The 22,011-nt window shown below is 73.4% G+C and carries 17 protein-coding genes and 1 pseudogene; 7 read left to right on the forward strand and 11 right to left on the reverse strand.

Annotated elements, in window-relative coordinates; genetic code table 11:
• The 4 genes from GT045_RS30750 to GT045_RS30760 all read left to right on the forward strand — a co-directional run.
• Positions 1 to 801 (forward strand): tetratricopeptide repeat protein (locus GT045_RS30750; RefSeq protein WP_161336175.1); only part of this gene is annotated, 801 nt, incomplete at its 5' end.
• A 356-nt stretch (positions 802 to 1,157) separates the two neighbouring features.
• On the forward strand, positions 1,158 to 1,289 hold the full coding sequence (locus GT045_RS40545; protein ID WP_272926921.1) for a hypothetical protein: 132 nt from the start codon (positions 1,158 to 1,160) through the stop codon (positions 1,287 to 1,289).
• Positions 1,290 to 1,657: 368 nt separating this feature from the next.
• Positions 1,658 to 2,806 carry an ATP-binding cassette domain-containing protein gene (locus GT045_RS30755; RefSeq protein ID WP_161336176.1) on the forward strand — a complete coding sequence of 383 codons (1,149 nt, stop codon included), beginning with the start codon at positions 1,658 to 1,660 and terminating at the stop codon, positions 2,804 to 2,806.
• A complete protein-coding gene (locus GT045_RS30760; RefSeq protein ID WP_161287409.1) occupies positions 2,803 to 3,627 on the forward strand; it encodes an ABC transporter permease in 825 nt (274 codons plus the stop codon). Before GT045_RS30755 ends, GT045_RS30760 begins: the two co-directional genes overlap by 4 nt.
• 8 nt (positions 3,628 to 3,635) lie before the next feature.
• Here the strand turns inward: GT045_RS30760 and GT045_RS30765 are convergent, their stop codons facing one another.
• From GT045_RS30765 to GT045_RS40145, 3 genes are all read right to left on the reverse strand, one after another.
• Entirely contained in the window at positions 3,636 to 6,809 is a 3,174-nt protein-coding gene (locus tag GT045_RS30765; RefSeq protein ID WP_345942806.1) for a BTAD domain-containing putative transcriptional regulator, read from the reverse strand.
• Positions 6,810 to 7,291: 482 nt separating this feature from the next.
• Entirely contained in the window at positions 7,292 to 8,638 is a 1,347-nt protein-coding gene (gene lysA, locus GT045_RS30770; RefSeq protein WP_161336177.1) for a diaminopimelate decarboxylase, read from the reverse strand.
• 14 nt (positions 8,639 to 8,652) lie between these two features.
• Complete coding sequence (locus GT045_RS40145) at positions 8,653 to 9,141, reverse strand: SAV_915 family protein (RefSeq protein ID WP_237539006.1); 489 nt, start codon at positions 9,139 to 9,141, stop codon at positions 8,653 to 8,655.
• A 275-nt stretch (positions 9,142 to 9,416) separates the two neighbouring features.
• Here GT045_RS40145 and GT045_RS30780 point away from each other — a divergent pair, with 275 nt between their 5' ends.
• A complete protein-coding gene (locus GT045_RS30780) occupies positions 9,417 to 9,983 on the forward strand; it encodes a universal stress protein (protein ID WP_161336178.1) in 567 nt (188 codons plus the stop codon).
• A 63-nt stretch (positions 9,984 to 10,046) separates the two neighbouring features.
• Here the strand turns inward: GT045_RS30780 and GT045_RS30785 are convergent, their stop codons facing one another.
• The 6 genes from GT045_RS30785 to GT045_RS30810 all read right to left on the reverse strand — a co-directional run bounded on the left by GT045_RS30785 (position 10,047) and on the right by GT045_RS30810 (position 17,466).
• Positions 10,047 to 10,730, reverse strand: coding sequence for a response regulator transcription factor (locus GT045_RS30785; protein ID WP_161336179.1), 684 nt, complete (start codon positions 10,728 to 10,730; stop codon positions 10,047 to 10,049).
• Positions 10,731 to 10,819: 89 nt separating this feature from the next.
• Entirely contained in the window at positions 10,820 to 11,452 is a 633-nt protein-coding gene (locus tag GT045_RS30790) for a potassium-transporting ATPase subunit C (protein ID WP_202529181.1), read from the reverse strand.
• A 24-nt stretch (positions 11,453 to 11,476) separates the two neighbouring features.
• Entirely contained in the window at positions 11,477 to 13,567 is a 2,091-nt protein-coding gene (gene kdpB / locus GT045_RS30795) for a potassium-transporting ATPase subunit KdpB (RefSeq protein WP_161336186.1), read from the reverse strand.
• Positions 13,568 to 13,599: 32 nt separating this feature from the next.
• Positions 13,600 to 15,261, reverse strand: coding sequence for a potassium-transporting ATPase subunit KdpA (gene kdpA / locus GT045_RS30800; RefSeq protein ID WP_161336181.1), 1,662 nt, complete (start codon positions 15,259 to 15,261; stop codon positions 13,600 to 13,602).
• Positions 15,262 to 15,269: 8 nt separating this feature from the next.
• Positions 15,270 to 15,359, reverse strand: a complete 90-nt coding sequence (gene kdpF, locus GT045_RS30805) for a K(+)-transporting ATPase subunit F (protein WP_016434100.1) — start codon at positions 15,357 to 15,359, stop codon at positions 15,270 to 15,272.
• Positions 15,360 to 15,561: 202 nt separating this feature from the next.
• Entirely contained in the window at positions 15,562 to 17,466 is a 1,905-nt protein-coding gene (locus GT045_RS30810; RefSeq protein ID WP_161336182.1) for an APC family permease, read from the reverse strand.
• Positions 17,467 to 17,814: 348 nt separating this feature from the next.
• On the opposite strand from GT045_RS30810, the gene GT045_RS30815 reads away from it, so the two are divergent.
• Positions 17,815 to 19,875, forward strand: a complete 2,061-nt coding sequence (locus tag GT045_RS30815; protein ID WP_202529182.1) for an NAD(+) synthase — start codon at positions 17,815 to 17,817, stop codon at positions 19,873 to 19,875.
• A gap of 21 nt (positions 19,876 to 19,896) precedes the next feature.
• Here GT045_RS30815 and GT045_RS30820 read toward each other — a convergent pair whose 3' ends face one another.
• Positions 19,897 to 20,613: a TIGR03943 family protein gene (locus tag GT045_RS30820; RefSeq protein WP_161336184.1), complete on the reverse strand. Its 717-nt coding sequence runs from the start codon at positions 20,611 to 20,613 to the stop codon at positions 19,897 to 19,899.
• Positions 20,610 to 21,629, reverse strand: a complete 1,020-nt coding sequence (locus tag GT045_RS30825; protein WP_161290445.1) for a permease — start codon at positions 21,627 to 21,629, stop codon at positions 20,610 to 20,612. Before GT045_RS30825 ends, GT045_RS30820 begins: the two co-directional genes overlap by 4 nt.
• 158 nt (positions 21,630 to 21,787) lie before the next feature.
• Here GT045_RS30825 and GT045_RS30830 point away from each other — a divergent pair.
• A pseudogene (locus tag GT045_RS30830) lies at positions 21,788 to 22,011 on the forward strand (potassium transporter TrkA); the annotation flags it as partial.

Consider the following 22,011-nt stretch of genomic DNA (forward strand, 5'->3'; position numbering starts at 1 on the left):
GCCGTCGAGATCCGCGAAACCCTGGCCCGGCAGCGGCCCGACACCTTCCTCCCCGCCCTCGCCACCTCGCTCAACAACCAGTCCAACCACCTGGCGGACCTGGGACAGCGGGGCGAGGCCCTCACCGCCATCACCCGCGCCGTCGAGATCCGCGAAACCCTGGCCCGGCAGCAGCCCGACGCCTTCCTCCCCGACCTCGCCATGGCGTTGAACAACCAGTCCATCCGTCTGGCGGACCTGGGACGGCGGGAAGACGCCCTGGACGCCATCACCCGCGCCGTCACGACCTACCAGACCCTGGCCCGGCAAGGGCCCGACGCCTTCCTGCCCAAGCTCGCCAGCTCGCTGAACAACCAGTCCAACCATCTGGCGGACCTGGGGCGATGGGAGGAAGCCCTCACCGCCATCACCCGCGCCGTCGACATGCACGAAGCCCTGGCCGCACAACGACCTGACGCCTTCCTCCCCGGCCTCGCCGGCTCGCTGAACAACCAGTCCGCCCGTCTGGCGGACCTGGGGCGGCTGGAGGAAGCCCTGACGGCCATCACCCGCGCCGTCGACATCTGGGAGACCCTGGCCCGGCAGCGGCCCGACGCGTTCCTCCCCGACCTCGCCGACTCGCTCAACAACCAGTCCGTCTATCTGGCGGACCTGGGACGGCGAGAGGAAGCCCTGACCGCCATCACCCGCGCCGTCCAGATCTGGGAGACGCTGGCCCGGCGGCAGCCCGAAGTGTTCACCGAAGCCCTGGAGAGAGGTCTCCGGCTGCGCGAGTCCCGGGAAACAGGCTCCATGGAGTGAAGCGGCGACCGGCCCCGTTCCGGCCGGCGCTCCGACTCCGCACCACGGCCGCGTCCAGCAGGCAGATCGGGCAGAGCACGGAGGAGGCAGCCCGGGGGACCGCGGAGGACCCGGAAGACCCCGGAAGACCCCGGAAGACCCCGGAAGACCCCGGAGGCACCGCGGAGGATCCCGAAGCACCGCGGAGGACCCCGGAGGCACCGCGGAGGACCCCGGAGGCACCCCGGAGGCACCCCGGAGGACCACTGTGAGCGTCGGCGGCTCCGACGGTCCCCAGCGGCATTGCCGGCGTGCCCCGGGCCTGTCGGCCGGTGCGGCGGGCATCCGTAAGGCTCTGCAACCGCTCGGGGGTACGGATGAAGACAGCTGACAGCTTCGAGACGTTCGCCTACAAGGGCGTCGACGGTACGCCGACCTGGCTGCTGGTCGTGATCGGCGTGCTCACCGTCGTCGGGATCGTCGTGGGGCAGATCCGGCGGAACAGGTGACGCCACACCCCCCGACGTCCGCGCTGCGTTCGGGCACCCCCCCGACGTCCGCGCTGCGTTCGGGCCGGGAGCCTGCAAGCGCTCGGGCCAGGAAACCTGCAAGCGCTTAGCGGCGAGACGCCCGCGAGCGCTCGGATCAGGACGCCTGCAAACGCTTCAGGGCGAGACGCCCGCGAGCGCTCGGGGTCCTCGTGCGGCCTGGCGCCCGGATGCCCCTGAGTCACGCCGCTGACAGGATCGCCGACCGCTGACAGCGGCCTGTCAGCGGTCTGCCAGTGCGCCCCGGCACTGTCTTCCTCATCGAGAGCAGCGCGCACCGCACGAGCGGGCGAGCGGGCGAGCGGGTGAAGAGATGGGGAGGGGCGCAGATGTCGTACGCCATCCAGGCCGAGGGTCTGGTCAAACGCTACGGGGACATGGTCGCGCTGGACGGCGTCGACCTGGAGGTGCCGGCCGGCAAGGTGATCGGCGTGCTCGGGCCGAACGGGGCGGGCAAGACCACCACCGTACGGATCCTGTCCACGCTGCTGCGGCCGGACGGCGGCCGGGCCCTGGTCGGCGGCCACGACGTGGTGCGCGATCCGGTGCGGGTACGCCAACTCATCGGCCTGACCGGGCAGTACGCCTCGATCGACGAGGCCCTGTCCGGCACCGAGAACCTGGTCCTGCTGGGCCGGTTGCTCGATCTGTCGAAGCGGGGCGCGCAGAAGCGGGCCGCCGAGCTGCTGGAGCAGTTCTCGCTCACCGAGGCGGCGAACCGGCCGATCAGCACGTTCTCCGGTGGCATGCGCCGCCGCCTGGACCTGGCCGCGAGCCTGGTGGGCCGGCCGCAGGTGCTCTACCTGGACGAACCGACCACCGGCCTCGACCCGCATGCCCGTGGCGAGGTGTGGGACGTGGTCCGGCGGCTGGTCGACGACGGTTCCACGGTGCTGCTCACCACGCAGTACCTGGAGGAGGCGGACCAGCTCGCCGACAGCATCACGGTGTTCGACCACGGGCGGGTGGTCGCCGAGGGCCGCCCCGGCGAGCTGAAGCGCCGGGTGGGCGGACAGATCCTGCACGTACGGCCGTCGCTGACGCGGGACGTGCCCCGGGTGACGGCGATGCTGACCGAGCTGACCGGCACCACGCCCGCCCAGGAGGGTTCGCACGGTCTGCTGACCGTGCCCGCCGACGACCCCCTGCTGGTGTCCGCGCTGGCCCGCCGCCTGGCCGCGGACGGCATCGGCACCGACGAGATGGGGCTGCGCCTGCCCAGCCTCGACGAGGTCTTCCTGGCCCTGACCGGACGCCCCGCCACCGACCGCGGGCAGCACGCCGGCACACCGAACGACGCCGTCCAGGACGACGGCGCGCAGAACCACGGCACGGAGCACGACGGCACGCAGCACGACGGCACTCAGGGCAACGGCACGCGGAACAGCGGCACACCGAGCAACGGCGCTCAGAGCAACGGCGCTCAGAACAACGGCACTCAGAACAACGGCATCATCTCCGAGAGGACCCCGGTATGAGCACCCAGACCCTCGCCCCCGCCGTCGGCCACGCCGCCGCCCCGCTGCGTGTCGGCCTGGCGCGGACCGCGCGGCACAGCTTCGCCCTCGCCGGGCGCGGCGTCACCAAGTTCGTCAAGTCCCCTCTGCAGCTGACCGATGTGGTGCTGACGCCCGTCATCTCGCTGCTGATGTTCGTCTACCTCTTCGGCGGCGCCATCTCCGGCGGTCACGACCACGCCTATCTGCAGATGGTCACGCCAGGCGTCATGGTGATGACCGTCTTCCAGGCGAGCATCGGTATCGGCGTCTCACTCAACGCCGACGCGAGCACCGGGATGTTCGACCGGTTCCGGTCGATGCCGATCGCCCGCTCCGGGCCGCTCATCGGCGCCGTCCTCGCCGATTTCGTGCGCTACGTGATCTGCCTCGGCACCCTGCTGGTCCTCGCCCTGGTCATGGGCTACCGGATCGGGACCAACCCGGTGTTCACGCTCGCCGCGCTGGTCCTGCTCGTCGGTTTCGCGCTGAGCTTCTCCTGGCTGTCGGTGTACATCGGCATGCTGGCCAAGACCCCCGCCTCCGTGCAGGGCCTGATGACGGTCGTGGTGCTGCCGCTGACCTTCGCCAGCAACGTGTTCGTGCCGGACCAGACCATGCCGGGCTGGCTGCAGACCTGGTCGGACGTCAACCCGGTCAGCCTGATGGCCGACACCGTGCGCGGTCTGCTCAACGGCGGCGCGATCGCGCACCCGCTGCTCGGCAGCCTCGGCTGGATGGCCGGCATGGTCGCGGTCTTCTTCCCGCTGGCGATGCGCTCCTACCGCAAGAACGTCGGCTGATCCCCGCCTCACCCCGGGGCGGGAGCAACACGACGCGGCGCTGACACCGGCCGGCCGACCTCCTCGGCCAGCCGGTTCAGCGCGTCGGGGCGGTCCAGCGCGGCCCCCTCGCCGAACGCCTCGCGGTACCGCCGCTCGCCGAGCCGCCCGGTCAGCCGCCCGGCGAGTTCACGCAGCTCCGGTTCACCGGCGTCGAACGCGCCCCGCATCACCTGGCTCATGCCGAGCGAGCGCGCGGCACCCACCGGGTCGTCCTCCAGCGCGAGCAGCCCGCCGAGCAGCTCGGCGACCCAGGCTAGGCCCGCCCCCGCGCCCTGCGCCAGCAGTCCGCCGGCCGCCTCCGGCAGCAGGGCCCGGGCCGCCGCGGCGTCGCCCGCGGCGAGCCGGTTCTCCATCCGGGTGGAGACGATCAGGTCCCGGGCCAGCCCCTCGGGCAGGGACCGGCCGCGGACGAACGACTCCAGCTCGTCGAGCACCCGGTCGGCGCCCGCCAGATCGCCTTCCCTGCGGTGCAGGTTGGCCATGCCCGCCACGATGTTGGCCTCCAGCCGGCGGTGCCCCCGCTCCCGGGCCTGTCCCTGGGCCCACTCCAGGTCGCGACGGGCTCCGGCCAGGTCACCGCTGCGCCGCCGCTCGCGGGCCAGACGGACCCGGCCGAGATCCAGGTAGTCGTCGGTGCCCAGCTCCGAGCTGAGTGCGACGACCCGTTCGAAGGTGGCGATGGCCTGCGGGTACTCGGCGCGCAGGGAGTGGTCGCGGCCGATCGGGAGCAGGCTCATCACCAGTCCCCAGCGGTCGCCCACCTCCTCGAAGCCGCGCAGCGCCGCCAGCCGGGACGCCTCACCGGTGCGCAGATCACCCTGCTCGGTGAGGACGAAGTCGTACGCGAGGTGGGCGCCGGCCCGCACCCACGGGTCGGGCGAGCGGAGCGAGCGCGCGAGACGCTCCTCGGGCGACTCCGGCTCGTCGTCCGCCACGGCGAGCTGGGAGATCCGCAGGAACAGCCCGGCCGGGTGGAACTCGCGGGCACCCGCCGAGTCCACGTCCGCGATGAGCGCCCGGGCCCGGGGCGGGGCGTCGCCGAGGGCGCGCAGCTCGGCCAGTGCCGCGTCCAGCTGGGAGCTCATACCGCGCACCCCCCAGTACCAGGACAGCGCGCCGACGAGCCGGGCGGCGAGGTCCCCGTCCCCGGCGTCCACGGCCGACCGCAGCGCGTGCGTCAGGTTGGGGTGCTCGGCGTCGAACACCGCGATCGCGTCGAGCTGCCGGCCGGTGCGCAACCGGGGTTCGTGCTCCTGCGCGAGGGCGAGGAAGTACCGCGCGAACGGTCCGGCGATGTCGTCCCCGGAGGCGTCCAGGCGGGTGGCGGCGTAGGCGCGTACGGTCTCCAGCATGCCGTAGCGCGGTTCGCCGTCGCCCGTGTCCGTGGTGTCGACCAGGGACTTCTCGATGACCCCGTCGAGGGTGTAGAGGATGTCGTCGGCGGGGAGTGCCGCGTCCGCGCAGACCGCTTCGAGGGCGGCGAGCGTGGCACCGCCGGGGAACGCGGACAGGCGGCGGACGAGGATGCGTTCGGGTTCGTCGAGCAGGTCCCAGCTCCACTCGACGACCGCGAGCAGGGTGCGCTGGCGCGGCAGCGCGGTGCGGCTGCCGGACGTCAGCAGCCGGAACCGGTCGTCGAGGCGGCGGGCGATCTGGCCCACGCCCATCGAGCGCAGCTTGGCGGCGGCCAGTTCCAGGGCGAGGGGCAGTCCGTCGAGCCGCCGGCAGATCTCGACCACGGCACCGACCGTGGCGTGATCCAGGGTGAAGTCCGGCCGGATGCCGGCGGCCCGGTCGACGAACAGCCGTACGGCGGCCGACCGCGCGGCCTCGGCGGGCTCCGGGGTACCGGTGGGCACGTCGAGCGGGCCGAGGTGGCACAGTGCCTCGCCGTCGATGGCGAGGGCCTCCCTGCTGCTGGCGAGGATCCGCAACTGCGGCAGCCGGTGCAGGAGTTGCCCGGCCAGTTCGGCGGCGGCCTCGACGAGGTGCTCGCAGTTGTCGAGGACGAGGAGGGCGTCGCCGATGTCGAGCAGCTGCGCCAGCCGGTCGAGCGGAGCGGCACCCTGGGTGCGGCCGGCGTCGTAGAGGGCACCGTCGGTGGAGCCGACCGCGCCGAGCACGGCGTCGGCCAGCTGCCCGGGTGCCCCGACCCCGGCGAGCGGCACGAACCAGACGCGGCCGCGCTCCTGCGCCCGGTCCCGGGCGACGGCTTCGAGCGACAGCCGGGTCTTGCCCGCGCCGCCCGGGCCGACGATGGTGACCAGGCGGGACGCGGCCAGTAGCGCGGCGAGCCGGGAGAGTTCCCGCTCGCGGCCGACGAAGCTGGTCAGCCGGGGCGGGATCCGGTTCGCCGCGGTCTGCGGCCGGGCCGCCGCCGGACGCTCCAGCTCCCCGCGCAGCAGCGCGAGGTGGACGTCCCTGAGGCCCACCGACGGATCGACGCCCAGCTCGTCGGCGAGCCGCTCGCGGATCTCCTCGTAGGCCGCGAGCGCGTCCGACTGCCGGCCCGCCGCCCACAGGGCCCGCATCCGCAGTTCGGCCAGGCGCTCGCTCAGCGGGTCGGCGGCTGCCGCCGTGATCAGGTCGGGGAGGATCTCGGCGTGCCGGCCGAGCCGCAGTTCGGCCTCGAACAGGTCCTGGGCCGCCGCGGCCCTCAGGTCGTCGAGGCGGGTGACGACGGCGGCGGCGAAGGGCGCCTCACGGACGTCGGCGAGGGCCTCGCCCCGCCACAGGCCGAGTGCCTCGCGCAGCACGTCCGCCGCCTCGCCGTGGCGGCTTTCGGCGCACCGCCTGCGGCCCTCGGCGGCCAGGCGCTCGAAGCGGGCGGCGTCGACCTCCAGCCCCTCGTCGGCGGTGAGCCGGTAACCGCCGGCGGCGGACTCCACGCGGCCCACGGCCCCGAGCGCCCGGCGCAGCCGGGACACCAGGGACTGCAGCGCGTTGCCCGCCTCGGCCGGGGGATCCGCCCCCCACAGCCCGTCGACCAGCGCGTCCACGGACACCGCACGCCCGGACTCCAGGGCGAGCCGGGCGCACAGCATGCGCAGCCGCGCCCCCGAGACGGAGGTGGACGGCACCCCGTCCGCGTCCTCCCCGTCTCCCCGCACCTGGACAGGGCCCAGCACAACCACGCGCACGGCGCTCCCCCGTTGATCTACCGACGACGCGACACAGCATCCAGCACGGACCGTGCCCGGTAAAGGCGGAAGGCGCCAGGCGAAAGACGCAAGGCGGAAGGCGGAAGGCGGGAAGCCGGCGGTCCGGAGGGGGTACGGCGGTGTGTCCGTAGCCTGGACGTCATGACGGGGGACCACGCCTCCACGGACGCTCCGCGGATGACGTGGGAGCTGACCGGGTACGGCGGAGCGAGGTGCCACCTGGACGATGGCGTCCAGACGGCCTCGCCGCTGTTCGGCTGCCTGTACCGACCGGCGGGCGGGGGTGCCGACCGGTGCGCGGGGTCGTACCGACCGGTGCGCGGGGTCGTACCGACCGGTGCGCGGGGTCGTACCGACCGGTGCGCGGGGTCGTACCGACCGGTGCGCGGGGCGGGCCGGCCGGTCCCGGGCGGGCCGGCCGGCGTGGTGGGAAGGCCGGCCCGCCCGGGAGTCCGCGGGTGCTACAGGCCCACGTCGCGGCTGCGGATGTCCGCCAGGGACTCGCGCCGGACCAGGAGGCGGGCGAGACCGTCGCGTACGGCGACGACGGGCGGGCGGCCGACCAGGTTGTAGCCGGAGGCCATGGACAGGTGGTAGGCGCCGGCGACGGGTACGGCGAGCAGGTCGCCGGGGCGTACGTCGGCGGGGAGGTCCACGTCCGCGGCGAGGACGTCGCCGGCCTCGCAGTGCCGGCCCACCACGGTCACCCGGGCCGGGGCCGCGGTGCTGTGCCGGCCGGTCAGCCGGGGGGCGTACCGGACGCCGTACAGGGCCGGTCGGGGGTTGTCGCTCATGCCGCCGTCGACCGCCACGAACACGTGCTCACCGGTGTGCTTCACGGACAGCACCCGGTAGACGGCGACGCCCGCCGGGCCGGCGATGGCCCGCCCCGGTTCGATGATCAGGCGGGGCACGGGGAGCCCGGCCGTCGCGCAGGCGTCGGCGAGTTCGGCGCGCACCTTGCGGGCCAGTGCCGTCAGGTCCAGGGCCTCCTCGCCGGGGCGGTAGGCGATGCCGTGGCCGCCCCCGAGGTCGAGTTCGGGCAGGACGAGACCGTGCTGCTCGTGCAGGCGGCTCATGAGGCCGACCAGGCGGCGGACGGCGACGAGGTAGGGCTTGACGCCGGTGATCTGCGAGCCCAGGTGGCAGTGCAGGCCGGTGAGTTCGAGCTGCGGCTGGTCGGGTATGCGGGCGATGGCGTGCTGGGCGTAGCCGTCGGAGATGGACAGGCCGAACTTCTGGTCGCCGGTTCCGGTGCGGATCTTCTCGTGGCCGCCCGCGCTGATGCCGGGCACCACCCTGACCATGACCTTCTGGTGCCCGTCCGGGCCGACCGCGGCGGCCAGCCGGGCGATCTCGGCGGGGCTGTCGATGACGATCCGGCCGACGCCCAGGCGCAGGGCGGTGTCGAGGTCGTGGGGGGACTTGGCGTTGCCGTGCAGCACGATCCGCTCGGGCGGGAAGCCGGTGGTGACGGCGAGTTCGAGTTCACCGGCGGAGCAGACGTCCAGGCCGAGGCCTTCCTCGGCCGTCCAGTGGGCCATCGCGCGGCACAGGAACGCCTTCGCGGCGTAGAGGACCTCGGCGTCGGGGAAGGCGTCCCGGTAGGTACGGCAGCGGTCGCGCACCTCGGCCTCGTCCAGGACGTAGACGGGGGTGCCGAAGCGGTCGGCGACCTCGGCGAGCGGTACGCCGCCCACGGCGAGGGCACCGCGCAGGGGTTCGGTGGTGGAGGCGGGCCACACCGACAGGTCGGCCGCGGCGGCGGTGGCGGTGGCGGTGGCGGTGGGCTCGTGAAGCGTGGTCATCGTGGCTGCCCCTCTCAGGCGATCCGCAGCGCGGCGGCCTCGGACGGGACCGGCGCGGCCGGGGTGAGCGGGGTGTTGGCCGGGGTGTCCTGGATGACCGGGGTGAGCGGGGTGAGCGGGGTGCGCACGGTGGGCGGTACCGCCGCCGCGGCGGCCGAGGCTGCCGCGGCGGAGGGTGCCGAGGGCGCGGCCGAGGCGGCCGGAGCGGACGGCGTGGGTGCCGGGGCGGTGAACTGCGGGTCGACCGTGACGGTGGTGACGCCGAGCGGCTCGGTCAGTGCGCGCAGCGCGGTCCCGGCGAGCCGGATCCACGCCTGGCCGGGGCCGAGGGTGGCGGCCAGCCGTCGCTCGGAGGTGAAGCCGACGGCCGTGCGGACGCCGAGCGGAGTGCGGAAGAGCCGGGCCGCACACCCGGATCGACCCGGCCGGACCGGGATGTACAGGGGTCCGGCCGGGAACCGATCGAGGGGCTCGGGGTCGTCGCCGTAGCGGAGTTCTGCCATGGGATGCCTCCCGGAAGGCGAGGAGCAGATGGTCTGGGAGGCCCCGGCGGCGGGGAGGCGTACCGGGGCTCGGCATCGACGTTATGCCCGTTCTCCCCCGTCACCGGGTAGGCCCTGACGGGACACTGACGGGGAACCGGGTGACCTTGACGGGATGCTGACGGGCCCGGTGCGCGGGAGGGCGCCGGCCGTCAGAGGGATGCCAAGAACGGGCGTTCGGGCTGTTTGAACGGGTCCGTCCGGGGTCAGATGGACGACGTTCCGAGGAGGATCAGATGTCCGAGTCCCGCCCGTCCCCAGCCCCTCGTGTCCTGGCCGGTGTGAGCGGCTCCCCGGGCAGCCTCACCGCGCTGGCCCGGGCCGCCGACGAGGCCCGGCGCCGCGGGGCGGAGCTGTGGCCGGTGCTGGCCTGGGAGCCGCCCGCCGGTGACCTCGCCACGCGCAGGTCCCCGGTGGCCTCCGTCATGGCCTGCGAGTGGGAGCAACTGGCCGGGGAGCGGCTGCTCGGCGCGCTGCGTACCGTGTTCGGCGGTCCCGGCACCGGGCTGCCGGGGCGGGCGCTCCTCGTCCGGGGCGCCCCCGGGCCGGCCCTGGTGCGCACCGCCGACCGGGACGACGACGTGCTCGTCGTCGGTGCCGGGGCGCGCGGCCGGCTGCGCCGGGCGCTGTGGCCGTCGGTCGGCCGCTACTGCCTCGCCCACGCCGGCTGTCCCGTGCTCGCGGTACCGCCGTCCCCGCTGCGCGCCGCACTGGCCGCCCTGCACCGGCGGAACGCCCTGGGGCTGCGGCTGGACACCCGGCTGCTGGTGCAGGAGCGCGGGACCGTCCGTCCCGACGCCTGAGCCCGGACCGCCACGGAAGAGGCCGGGGCGCGCCGTACCCCGGCGCGCCCGTCGCGGTCCCCGTCAGCCCTCGAAGCGGTAGCCCATGCCGGGCTCGGTGATGAGGTAGCGCGGGTGGGCCGGGTCCGTCTCCAGCTTGCGGCGCAGCTGGGCCATGTAGACCCGCAGGTAGTTGGTCTTGGTGCTCTGCGAGACGCCCCAGACCTCCTGGAGCAGGCGTTTCTGTGTGATCAGCCGGCCGGGATGGGTCACCAGTATCTCCAGCAGGTGCCACTCGGTCGGTGTCAGCCGTACGTCCTGTCCGTCCCGTACGGCCTTCTTGGCGAGCAGGTCGATGCTGAAGTGCGGCGTCTCCACCAGCGTCGCGTCGGGGACGAGCGGGGTCTCTCCGGTACGGCGGACGGCGGCCCGCAGCCGGGCGAGGAGTTCGTCCATGCTGAACGGCTTGGTGATGTAGTCGTCGGCGCCGGCGTCGAGGGCCGCGACCTTCTCGTCGGACGCCTGCCGGGCGGAGAGGACGAGGACCGGCACGCGGGTCCAGCCGCGCAGGGCCCTGACGACGTCGACACCGTCCATGTCGGGCAGACCGAGGTCCAGCAGCACCGCGTCGGGCCGGCGCGCGGCGGCGAGCCGCAGGGCCGTGACACCGTCGGGGGCGGCGTCCACGCCGTACTGCCGCGCCTGCAGGTTGATGACGAGGGCCCGTACCAGCTGCGGGTCGTCCTCCACCACGAGCACCCGGGTCATGGGGGTGTGCCTCTCCTGTCCATGGCGTCGGGAGCCGGCGGGTCCGGGATGCGCCCCGGGCCGCCGGCCCCCGCCTTCGCGTAAGGCCGTCACTTGCGGGCCACGAGGTCCTTGAGCGCGATGTTGAGCTCCAGGACGTTCACCTGCGGCTCGCCGAGGAAGCCCAGGGTGCGGCCCTGGGTGTGGTCCGCGACCAGCTTCTCCACCGCGGCGACGGGCAGGCCGTTGCGCACGGCGACCCGGTGCGCCTGGAGTGCGGCGTACTGCGGGGAGATGGCCGGGTCCAGGCCCGAGCCGGAGGAGGTGACGGCGTCGGCCGGTACCTGGGACGGCCTCACGGTGTAGCCGGGCACCGAGTTGTCCTCGACCACCTTGGCCTTCGCCTGCTCGACGGAGTCGACGAGCCTCCTGTCGTCGGCGGCCAGGTTCGTCGCTCCCGAAAGGATCAGCTTGTACCGGGTGTTGAGGCTGTTGGTGCCGAGGCCGGCCGCCGGGCGGGGCTGGAAGTACCCCGGGCCGTAGCCCTGTTGCCCGATCAGCGACGAGCCGACGACCCTGCCGTCCGACGTGATCTCGGAGCCGTTCGCCTTGTCGGTGAACAGTGCCTGGGCGACGCCGGTGACGACCAGCGGGTAGACGACACCGGTGACCAGGGTCAGCACGAGCAGTGCCCGCAGCCCCGCCCCGAGCAACCGGGCCGTGTTCATTACGGAGGTGTTCATGGCCATCAGCACGCTTTCGAGGAGTTACAGCCCGGGGACGAGGGAGAGGAGCAGGTCGATGACCTTGATGCCGACGAAGGGGGCGACCAGGCCGCCGACGCCGTAGATCGCGAGGTTGCGGCGGAGCATCCGGTCGGCGCTCATCGGCCTGTACCGCACGCCCTTCAGGGAGAGCGGCACCAGCGCGACGATGATCAGCGCGTTGAAGACGACGGCCGACAGGATCGCGGAGTCCGGCGAGGACAGCCGCATGACGTTCAGCTTGTCCAGGCCGGGGTAGACCGCCGCGAACAGCGCCGGGATGATCGCGAAGTACTTGGCGACGTCGTTGGCGATGGAGAAGGTGGTCAGCGCGCCCCGGGTGATGAGGAGCTGCTTGCCGATCTCCACGATCTCGATCAGCTTGGTCGGGTTGGAGTCGAGGTCGACCATGTTGCCGGCCTCCTTGGCGGCCGACGTGCCGGTGTTCATCGCGACACCGACGTCCGCCTGAGCGAGGGCCGGCGCGTCGTTGGTGCCGTCACCGGTCATCGCGACCAGCTTGCCGCCCGCCTGCTCCCGCTTGATGAGGGCCATCTTGTCCTCGGGGGTGGCCTCGGCGAGGAAGTCGTCCACGCCCGCCTCGTCGGCGATGGCCTTGGCGGTCAGCGGGTTGTCGCCCGTGATCATGACGGTCTTGATGCCCATGCGGCGCAGTTCCCCGAACCGCTCCCGCATACCGTCCTTGACGACGTCCTTCAGGTGGATGACACCGAGTACGCGCGCGCCCTCGGCGTCCTCGACCGCGACCAGCAGGGGGGTCCCTCCGGCCTGCGCGATCCGGTCGGTCAGCCCCTGCGCCTCCGCGGCGACTTCGCCGCCCCGGGCCTCGACCCAGCCGATGACCGAGGCGGTGGCGCCCTTGCGGATCCTGCGGCCGCCGACGTCCACACCCGACATCCGGGTCTGGGCGGTGAACTCGATCCACTGCGCGCCGGCCAGCTCGCCCTGGTGGCGTTCGCGCAGCCCGTACCGCTCCTTCGCCAGGACGACGACGGAGCGGCCCTCGGGCGTCTCGTCCGCCAGCGAGGACAGCTGGGCGGCGTCGGCGACCTCGGCCTCGGTGGCGCCGGGCACGGGCAGGAACCCGGCGGCCTGCCGGTTGCCGAGGGTGATCGTGCCGGTCTTGTCGAGCAGCAGCGTGGAGACGTCGCCGGCGGCCTCGACCGCCCGTCCCGACATCGCCAGGACGTTGCGCTGGACCAGGCGGTCCATGCCCGCGATGCCGATCGCGGACAGCAGCGCGCCGATGGTGGTGGGGATCAGACAGACCAGCAGGGCCACCAGCACGACCAGCGTCAGGTGCGTGCCCGCGTGGTCCGCCAGCGGCGGCAGCGTGGCACACGCCAGCAGGAAGACGATCGTCAGCGACGCCAGCAGGATGTTCAGCGCGATCTCGTTCGGCGTCTTCTGCCGGGCGGCGCCCTCGACCAGGTTGATCATCCGGTCGATGAAGGTCTCGCCGGGCCTCGTCGTGATCTTGATGACGATCCGGTCGGACAGCACCTTCGTCCCGCCGGTCACCGCGGAGCGGTCACCGCCGGACTCACGGATCACCGGGGCGGACTCGCCGGTGATCGCCGACTCGTCGACGGACGCGACGCCCTCGACGACGTCGCCGTCACCGGGGATGACGTCACCGGCCTCGCAGACCACCAGGTCGCCGATCCTCAGCCCGGTGCCGGGGACCCGCTCCTCGGTGCCGCCCGCCAGGCGGCGCGCGACCGTGTCGGTCTTGGCCTTGCGCAGGGTGTCGGCCTGCGCCTTGCCGCGGCCCTCGGCGACCGCCTCCGCCAGGTTGGCGAAGACCACGGTCAGCCACAGCCAGGCGCTGATCGTCCAGCCGAACCAGTCACCCGGGTCCTGGAAGGAGAAGACGGTGGTCAGGACGGACCCGATCCACACCACGAACATCACGGGCGACTTGACCATCACCCGCGGGTCGAGCTTGCGGAACGCCTCCGGCAGGGACTTGACCAGTTGCCGGGGATCGAAGAGGCCCGCGCCGACACGGCCCTCGGGGGTCTTGTGCCCCGTCGGAGTGTCCTGGTGGGGCGCCAGGGTGGGAGTGGACATCGCGTCCTCGTGGTCTTCCGTTCGGGTGGTCGTCACGCCAGCCCCTCGGCGAGCGGGCCCAGTGCCAGGGCCGGGAAGTAGGTGAGACCGGTGATGATCAGGATCGCGCCGACCAGCAGGCCGGTGAACAGCGGCTTCTCGGTGCGCAGGGTGCCCGCCGTGACCGGTACCGGCTGCTGCCCGGCGAGCGAGCCGGCCAGTGCCAGGACGAAGACCATGGGCAGGAAGCGGCCGAGCAGCATCGCGAGTCCGGTCATGGTGTTGAACCAGTCGGTGTTCGCGTTCAGGCCGGCGAAGGCCGAGCCGTTGTTGTTGGCGGCCGAGGTGAAGGCGTACAGGACCTCGGAGAAGCCGTGCGCACCGGAGTTGAGCATCGAGTGCGGCGGTGTCGGCAGGGCCATGGAGGCGGCGGTGAAGACCAGCACCAGGGCGGGGGTGATGAGGATGTAGCAGGCGGCGAGCTTCATCTCCCGGCCGCCGATCTTCTTGCCCAGGTACTCGGGCGTGCGGCCGACCATCAGGCCGGCGATGAACACCGCGATGACCGCCATGATCAGCATGCCGTAGAGACCGGAGCCGGTGCCGCCGGGCGCGATCTCGCCCAGCATCATGCTCAGCATCGTGATGCCGCCGCCCAGGCCGGTGAAGGAGGAGTGGAAGGAGTCCACCGCACCGGTCGAGGTCAGCGTGGTGGCCACCGCGAAGATCGAGGAACCGCCGACGCCGAAGCGGACCTCCTTGCCCTCCATCGCACCGCCCGCGGCCTGGAGCGCCGGGCCGTGGTGGGCGAACTCGGTCCACATCATCAGCGCGGTGAACCCGAGCCAGATGGTGGCCATCGTGGCGAGGATCGCGTAGCCCTGCCGCACCGATCCGACCATCACGCCGAACGTGCGGGTCAGGGAGAACGGGATGACCAGGATGAGGAAGATCTCCAGCAGGTTGGAGACGGCGGTCGGGTTCTCGAAGGGGTGGGCGGAGTTGGCGTTGAAGTAGCCGCCGCCGTTGGTGCCCAGCTCCTTGATGGCCTCCTGGGAGGCGACCGCGCCGCCGTTCCACTGCTGCGAGCCGCCCATGAACTGGCCGACCTCGTGGATGCCGGAGAAGTTCTGGACCGCGCCGCAGGCGACCAGGACCACCGCGGCGAGCGCGGCGGCCGGCACCAGGATCCGGACGGTGCCGCGCACCAGGTCGGACCAGAAGTTGCCCAGCGCGCCGGTGCGCGAACGGGCGAAGCCGCGGACGAGCGCGACGGCGACCGCCATGCCGACGGCGGCGGAGACGAAGTTCTGCACCGCCAGACCCGCGGTCTGCACGACGTGACCCATGGTCTGCTCGCCGTAGTACGACTGCCAGTTGGTGTTGGTGACGAAGGACACTGCCGTGTTGAACGACTGCGCCGGGTTCACCGACGAGAAGCCCAGCGAGCCGGGCAGGACGCCCTGGAGCCGCTGGAGCAGGTAGAGGAAGAGGACGCCGGCCACCGAGAAGGCCAGGATGCCGCGCAGGTACGCGGACCAGGTCATCTCGGTGTCGGGGTCGGCACCGATGCCCTTGTAGATCCACTTCTCGACGCGCAGGTGCGCGCGCGAGGAGTAGACCCTGGCCATGTAGGTGCCGAGGGGGACGTAGGCGAGCGCCAGCGCGCCGATGAGGGCGGTCAGCTGGAGGACGCCTGCCGGTACGGGACCCATGTCTGCTCTCAGAACCTCTCCGGGAAGATCAGGGCGAGGACGAGATAGCCCAGCAGGGCGACGGCCACGACCAGGCCGACGATGTTCTCGGCGGTCACAGCTTCGTCACCCCCTTGGCGACAAGGGCCACCAGCGCGAAGGCCGCGAGCACGGTGACGACGAAGGCCAGGTCGGCCATCGCGAACTCCTGGAGTGAGGTGCGAAAGGAATCGGACGGTTCGAGGAAAGCGCCTCCATGGCCGGATCCGACCGCCCGTTGACGCCTCCCATACGGCGGTCCGTACGGCTTTGACGGGTCTCTTACGGCAGGCGCAGGCGCAGCCGGCAGACCACCGCGTCGGTCTCCCGGCGCACGGCACGCGCGACCAGCGCGCCCCGCCGGTTCCGCAGCAGCCATCCCCACACCGCCCCCGGCCACGGCCGCTCCGGCCCGGTCTCCGGGATGAGCACGGTCACCCGGGTGGCCGGTTCGGCGGCGGCCACCGCGCGGACGTAGGCGGCGATCGGACGGCCGAGCGTGCGCCGCGCGCTGGGCAGCCGCACCAGCGGCACCCCCGGGTCCCAGCCGGCCCACGCCCGCTCCAGGGCGTGCAGCGCGGCCCGGTCCTCCGGGTCCGGGTGGCAGACGGTCACCGCGCGGACCTCGTCCCCCAGGGAGGTGGCCACCGTGAGCGCCTCCGAGGTGAGCCGGGACAGCGCGGACACCGGGACGATCACCAGGGAGCGCTCGCGGTGCGGACGCTCGGGGACGGTCCCGAGCCCGAGCCGGTCCCCGATCCGGCCGTACGCGCGGTGCACGCGCTCGAGGACGGCCACCAGCAGCGGCAGGGCGATCACGACCAGCCACGCCCCCTCGGTGAACTTGCTCGCCGTGACGACGACCGCCGCGGCACCGGTGAGGACCGCGCCGAACCCACTGAGCAGCGTCCTGCCGCGCCATCCCCGGCCGCGCTCCAGGCGCCAGTGCCGGACCATGCCGGCCTGGGCGATGGTGAAGCCGACGAACACCCCGACCGCGAACAGCGGCACCAGGGTGTTGGTGTCACCGCCGGAGAAGACCAGCAGCGCCGCCGAGACGACGGCGAGCGCCAGCACGCCGTGCCGGCGGACCTGCCGGTCCGCCTTCAGGGCGAAGACGTGCGGGACGTAGTCGTCCCGGGCGAGCAGCTCCAGCAGCACCGGCAGCCCGCCGAAGGAGGTGTTCGCGGACAGCGCCAGCAGGATCACGGTCGCGAACTGGAGGACGTAGAACGCGGCGTTGTGGCCGAGAGAGGCGTCCGCGAGCTGGGCGAGGACGGTGACACCCTCGACCGGCTGGAGGTGGAAGCGGCCGATCAGCACCGACAGGCCGATCAGCATCAGGCCGAGCACGGCACCCAGGGCCACCTCCGCCCGCTGGGCCCGCCTCGCCCGCGGCACCCGGAAGGAGGGGACGGCGTTCGCGATGGCCTCCACACCGGTCAGCGCGGCACAGCCGGAGGCGAACGCCTTCAGCAGCAGCAGCGCCCCCACGGTGGTGGCGTTGTCCGGGACGACCGAGGCGTGCCCGTCCGCGGTCACCGTGCTCACCGGGTGGGAACGGAACAGACCGACGGCGACGAGGACGAACACCGCACCGACGAACACGGCCGTCGGCACGATGAACGCCTTCGCCGACTCCACGATCCCGCGCAGGTTCACGCCCGTGACCAGCGCGAGCACGGCCAGGCACAGCCACAGCCGGTCGTCGTACAGGGCCGGGAAGGCGGAGGTCAGGGCCGCCACGCCCGCCGTGACCGCGACGGCGACGTTCAGCACGTAGTCGAGCACCAGGGAGGCGGCGGCCACCAGGCTGGTCCGCGTGCCCAGGTGCCGCTTGGCGACGGCGTAGGAGCCGCCGCCGTCCGGGAAGGCCGCGATCACCTGCCGGTAGGAGGCCACCAGCACCGCCAGCAGGGCGGCGATGGCCAGCGTCACGGGCAGGGTGAGGCCCAGCCCCCGCGCGCCCGCGGCGGCGAGGACGAGGACGATCGCCTCCGGCCCGTAGGCCACCGACGCCATCGCGTCCAGCGACAGCGCGGCCAGGCCGGTCACGGCGGTCAGCCGGTGGCGTTCACCGGGGTCGGGCGGCTCCTCGCCGCCGGGCGCGGCATCCGGCTCGGTGGCGGGGTCGGGCGGCTCCTCGCCGCCGGGCGCGGCATCCGGCTCGGTGGTCAGGACGGACATGGGCGGGTGCTCCTTCTTCCCTCGGCCACGCACGGGGGCTGGGAGGTGCGCGGGTGCACCCAGGTTCTGTCCGTCTCCGGCCGCCTCCGCCGGGCCCTTGCGCCTTCTTCGCGCCGGACCCCGCCGCCCTGACGGGATCTTGACGTGCGCCCGCGCGGGGCCGGCTGGGCGGCCGGTCCGGGGCCGGGTGGGCGGCCGGGTACTCCGCCGGGTGGGCGGCCGGGTCCGTAGCCGGGTGGGCGGGTCGGGTACTCCGCCGGGTGGGCGGCCGGGTCCGGGGTGCCGGCCGGCTGGGATCTAGGCTTTCCCCCGGAGGAGATTCGCTTCGTCTGCGCGGTCTGTTGAATCATGAAGGAAGCCCCGTTGAACTTCTGGTCGATCTATCAGCACGGCTTCGCGCGCATCGCCGCGTGCACGGGCCACACCGTCATCGCCGACCCGCAGGCCAACGCCGAAGCGGTCCTGCGCCAGGCGCGCCGGTGCGCGGACGAGGGCGTCGCCGTCGCCGTCTTCCCCGAGCTGGGCCTGTGCGGGTACTCGATCGAGGACCTGCTGCTGCAGGACGCGCTGCTCGACCAGGTCGAGGCGGCGCTGCGCACGGTCGTGGCCGGCTCGGCGGACCTGCTGCCGGTACTGGTCGTCGGCGCCCCGCTGCGCCACCGCCACCGGATCTACAACTGCGCGGTGCTCATCCACCGCGGCCGCGTCCTCGGTGTCGTGCCGAAGTCGTACCCGCCGAACTACCGCGAGTTCTACGAGCGCCGGCAGATCGCCGACGGCCACGACGAGCGGGGCGGCTCCCTCCGGGTCGCGGGCACCGAGGTGCCGTTCGGTGTGGACCTGCTGTTCGCCGCCGAGGACGTGCCCGGTCTCGTGCTGCACACCGAGATCTGCGAGGACATGTGGGTGCCGGTGCCGCCGAGCGCGGAGGCCGCCCTCGCCGGGGCGACCGTGCTGGTCAACCTCTCCGGCAGCCCGATCACGGTCGGCCGGGCCGAGGACCGCCGGCTGCTGTGCCGCTCGGCGTCCTCGCGCTGTCTGGCCGCCTACGTCTACGCGGCGGCCGGGCTGGGCGAGTCCACCACGGACCTGTCCTGGGACGGGCAGACCATGATCTACGAGAACGGGATGCTGCTCGCCGAGAGCGACCGCTTCCCGCTCGGTGACCAGTACGCGGTGGCCGACGTCGACCTGGACCTGCTGCGGCAGGAGCGGCACCGGATGGGGACCTTCGACGACAACCGCCGGGCCCACGGGGCGCGCACCGGTGACTTCCGGACGGTCTCCTTCGAGCTGGACCCGCCGCTGACCGACCTCGGGCTGCGGCGGCGCGTCGAGCGGTTCCCGTTCGTGCCCGCCGACCCCGAGCGGCTCGCCCTCGACTGCTACGAGGCGTACAACATCCAGGTCGCCGGGCTCCAGCAGCGGCTGGCGGCGATCGGCGGCCCCAAGGTCGTCATCGGGGTGTCCGGCGGCCTCGACTCCACGCACGCCCTGATCGTCGCCGCCCGCGCGATGGACCGCGCGGGCCGGCCGCGCAGCGACATCCTCGCCTTCACCCTGCCCGGCTTCGCCACCAGCGACCACACCAAGGACAACGCCCACAGGCTGATGCGGGCCCTGGGCGTCACCGCCGCCGAGCTGGACATCACGCCGACCGCCCGGCTGATGCTGAAGGAGATCGACCACCCGTTCGCCGCCGGCGAGCCGGTCTACGACGTCACCTTCGAGAACGTGCAGGCCGGTCTGCGCACCGACTACCTGTTCCGGCTCGCCAACCAGCGCGGGGGCATCGTCCTCGGCACCGGCGACCTCTCCGAGCTGGCGCTCGGCTGGTCCACGTACGGCGTCGGCGACCAGATGAGCCACTACAACGTGAACTCCGGGGTGCCGAAGACGCTGATCCAGCACCTGATCCGCTGGGTCATCAGCAGTGAGCAGTTCGACGAGGAGACCGGCGGCATCCTGGCCGCCATCCTGGACACCGAGATCAGCCCGGAGCTGGTGCCGGGCGAGGAGCTGCAGTCCACCGAGTCGAAGATCGGCCCGTACGCGCTGCACGACTTCACCCTCTTCCAGGTGCTGCGCTACGGCTTCCGCCCCTCGAAGATCGCCTTCCTGGCCTGGCACGCCTGGCACGACCCGCAGGCCGGTGCCTGGCCGCCCGGCTTCCCCGAGGCCGAGCGGGTGGCGTACGACCTGACCGCGATCCGGCACTGGCTGGAGGTGTTCTGCCGCCGTTTCTTCGCCTTCTCGCAGTTCAAGCGCTCGGCCATGCCGAACGGGCCCAAGGTGTCGGCCGGCGGCTCGCTCTCCCCGCGCGGCGACTGGCGCGCCCCGTCCGACGGCAACGCCGAGGCGTGGCTCAGGGATCTCCGCCGCTTCGACGCCCCCGGGACACCGGCGTAGGCACGCCGCCGGGCGTCGGTCTCAGGTGTTCCAGGTCTCGTCGTACGGGTCGTGCGGCACCGGGACCGGCCGCGCGGAGGTGACCTTCAGATACGGCACCGGACCGTCGTTGACGGGATCACGGGCCAGCCGTGGTGTGTAGTGCCCCGTCACCTCCAGCCAGGCGTCCGGCCGCAGGACCGGCGGCAGCTGCCCGGTCAGCGCGATCTTCACCGGCTGGGCGTCCGCGGCACAGCAGTTGAGGGCCATGCGCACCAGGTAGGGGGTGCCCGAGCGGTCCAGGGCGAGGAAGCCGGTGACCCGGACGGGCCGGCCGTGCAGGGAGCGGCCGTGGCCGAAGGCCGCGCGGGAGGCGTAGTCGACGACGGACAGCGGGACCGGGTCGCCGGCGGGCAGCGGCCCGTAGCCGTACGGCTGCTGCAGCGCGGTCCCGGTGCGCAGGGCGCTGTAGGAGCCCAGGGCCGGCGGCGCGACCAGGATGAGCGCGAGCAGCGGCAGCACCAGCAGCCAGGCGACGCGGGGTTCGGGGTGCGCGTGCCCCCGCGGGCCGCCCCGCCGGCCGCGCCGGCGCTCGTGGTGGACCGTCGCCAGCGCCGCCGCGACCAGCACCGCTCCCGACACCAGCAGCAGCGGGCGCAGTCCCGCCTTGACGTAGCGCAGGGCCAGGTCGGTGGCGCCGGCGTGCAGCAGGGCGGCGCCGAGCAGGAACAGCACGGCCGCCTGGGCGTGGCGGTTCACAGCAGCACCGCCCCGGTGGCCACGGCGCCCACGACGGCCAGCGCGAAGGTGGCCGGCGCGAACCGGAGCGCGAAACCGCGGCCGAAGGTGCCCGCCTGCATCGCGAACAGCTTGAGGTCGATCATCGGGCCCACCACCAGGAACACCAGCCTGGCCGTCGGGGAGAACTGGGTGAGGGAGGACGCGACGAACGCGTCCGCCTCCGAGCAGATGGACAGCAGGACGGCCAGCACGGCGAGGGCGAGCACCGAGACCACCGGGATGCCCGCCGCCGTGCCCAGCCAGCCGGCCGGCACCACCGCCTTCAGTGTGGCCGCGGCCGCCGCGCCGAGCACCAGGAAGCCGCCCGCGTGCATGACGTCGTGCCGGACCGAGCCCCAGAACGCCTCCCCCCTGCCGGCCCCCTCGTGCGCGCCGTGGGCCGGCGGGCGCAGCCAGTCCGTGCGGCCCAGCCGCTGCCACAGCCAGCCCATCGCACAGGCCACCAGCAGACTCGCCGCGAACCGGGCCACGGCCATCTCCGGGTGCCCGGGGAAGGCGACGGCGGTGGCGGTCAGCACCACCGGGTTGATCGCGGGCGCGGAGAGCAGGAAGGCGAGCGCGGCGGCGGGGGACACGCCCCGGCGGACCAGCGCGCCCGCCACCGGGACCGACGCGCACTCGCAGCCCGGCAGCACCGCTCCCGCGAGTCCGGCCACCGGTACGGCGAGGGCGGGCCGGCTCGGCAGGGCGCGGGCGAAGAAGGAGGCCGGGACGAACACCGCGATCGCCGCCGACAGCAGCACCCCGAGCACCAGGAAGGGCAGCGCCTGCACGGTCACCGCGACGAACACCGTCATCCAGGTCTGCGCCGCCGGAGCGCCGAGCAGCCCGCGGACGGGCGACTGGGCGAGCACGCCGAGCATCAGGGTGAGTGTCAGCACCAGCGGGGAACTGAGCCGCCGGCCCGCAGGCCCGGGTGCGGGCCCGGGACGGTGTGCGTCCGCACCCGGCGGTGCCTCTTCGGTGATGGCCACTGCTGCTTACCTCCGGCTGCTGCGCTCCCTCCCCCTGCGTACGCGGGCCCCGCCGCCGGTGTTCAGCAGTTGCTGGAACCACGCGAGTCCTTGGGCCACTCTTTTCCCTCGTGGCGAGCGTTCCGTACCAAGGGGGACCCAGGTCCCCGCAGGCGCACATGGTGGTGTGCGGTGACGACGGTCTCGCGCACCGGCTGGCCGCCGAGCTGCGCGGGGTCTACGGCGAGCAGGTCACCCTCGTCGTCCCGCCGGACCGCCGCACCGCCCGGCCCCCCGTGGTGGGCCGGGCCCGCGCCGCGTCGGCGGCCCTCTTCGACCGCGTGGTCAGCGCCGCGGTGGGCTCCGTCGGCCGGACCGGCGCGGCGGGGCAGCCCGCGGCGGC

Origin of the sequence: Streptomyces sp. SID486 (genome assembly GCF_009865385.1) — a bacterium.
Taxonomy (GTDB): Bacteria; Actinomycetota; Actinomycetes; order Streptomycetales; family Streptomycetaceae; genus Streptomyces.

What these genes read in the sequence shown, in the direction of transcription:
- GT045_RS40545 (WP_272926921.1), top strand. Translation starts at nt 1,158, where the DNA reads ATGAAGACAGCTGACAGCTTCGAGACGTTCGCCTACAAGGGCGTCGAC.
- GT045_RS30755 (WP_161336176.1), top strand. Translation starts at nt 1,658, where the DNA reads ATGTCGTACGCCATCCAGGCCGAGGGTCTGGTCAAACGCTACGGGGAC.
- GT045_RS30760 (WP_161287409.1), top strand. Translation starts at nt 2,803, where the DNA reads ATGAGCACCCAGACCCTCGCCCCCGCCGTCGGCCACGCCGCCGCCCCG.
- lysA (WP_161336177.1), bottom strand. Translation starts at nt 8,638, where the DNA reads ATGACCACGCTTCACGAGCCCACCGCCACCGCCACCGCCACCGCCGCC.
- GT045_RS40145 (WP_237539006.1), bottom strand. Translation starts at nt 9,141, where the DNA reads ATGGCAGAACTCCGCTACGGCGACGACCCCGAGCCCCTCGATCGGTTC.
- GT045_RS30780 (WP_161336178.1), top strand. Translation starts at nt 9,417, where the DNA reads ATGTCCGAGTCCCGCCCGTCCCCAGCCCCTCGTGTCCTGGCCGGTGTG.
- GT045_RS30785 (WP_161336179.1), bottom strand. Translation starts at nt 10,730, where the DNA reads ATGACCCGGGTGCTCGTGGTGGAGGACGACCCGCAGCTGGTACGGGCC.
- GT045_RS30790 (WP_202529181.1), bottom strand. Translation starts at nt 11,452, where the DNA reads ATGAACACCTCCGTAATGAACACGGCCCGGTTGCTCGGGGCGGGGCTG.
- kdpB (WP_161336186.1), bottom strand. Translation starts at nt 13,567, where the DNA reads ATGTCCACTCCCACCCTGGCGCCCCACCAGGACACTCCGACGGGGCAC.
- kdpA (WP_161336181.1), bottom strand. Translation starts at nt 15,261, where the DNA reads ATGGGTCCCGTACCGGCAGGCGTCCTCCAGCTGACCGCCCTCATCGGC.
- GT045_RS30810 (WP_161336182.1), bottom strand. Translation starts at nt 17,466, where the DNA reads ATGTCCGTCCTGACCACCGAGCCGGATGCCGCGCCCGGCGGCGAGGAG.
- GT045_RS30815 (WP_202529182.1), top strand. Translation starts at nt 17,815, where the DNA reads ATGAAGGAAGCCCCGTTGAACTTCTGGTCGATCTATCAGCACGGCTTC.